Origin of the sequence: Streptomyces albicerus (genome assembly GCF_008905045.1) — a bacterium.
Classification (GTDB): Bacteria; Actinomycetota; Actinomycetes; order Streptomycetales; family Streptomycetaceae; genus Streptomyces; species Streptomyces albicerus.
Window position 1 is genome coordinate 1 of sequence record NZ_VWMY01000146.1, and the last position, 549, is coordinate 549.

Below are 549 nucleotides of genomic sequence, written 5' to 3' on the forward strand. Positions count from 1 at the left end.
GCACGCAAGCGTGGACGCGGCAAGAGCGGGTGAACTACAACCAGACGTCGGCGATGCTGACGGCCTGGAAGAAGACCGAGGAACTCGCGTACCTCAACGACGTCTCCTCCGTTCCGCTCCAGCAGGCTCTTCGGCACCTCCAAGTGGCGTTCACCAACTTCTTCGGCAAGCGGGCCAAGTACCCGCGCTTCAAGTCGCGGAAGAAGTCGCGGAAGTCGGCGGAGTACACCACCAGCGCGTTCCGATTTCGAGACAGCAAGCTGACGTTGGCGAAGATGGCGGAGCCGCTCGACATCGTGTGGTCCCGTCCGCTTCCGGAGGGTGCGGCGCCGTCCACGGTGACTGTGTCGCAGGACGCGGCGGGACGCTGGTACGTGTCCATGCTGTGCGAAGACCCGTCCGTCCAGCCGCTCCTCGCCACCGACGCGGCCATCGGTATCGACGTCGGGCTCGACCACCTGCTGACGCTCTCGACCGGGGAGAGGGTCTCCAATCCCCGGCACGAGCGCCGTGACCGCGCACGCCTCGCCACAGCCCAGCGGCAGCTTG

At 66.5% G+C, this 549-nt stretch carries 1 protein-coding gene; it reads left to right on the forward strand.

The genetic code is table 11. The annotated features are described in order from the left end of the window. The coding region (locus GAS53_RS57420) for an RNA-guided endonuclease InsQ/TnpB family protein (RefSeq protein WP_404829444.1) at nt 1-549 on the forward strand (549 nt) is incomplete at both ends.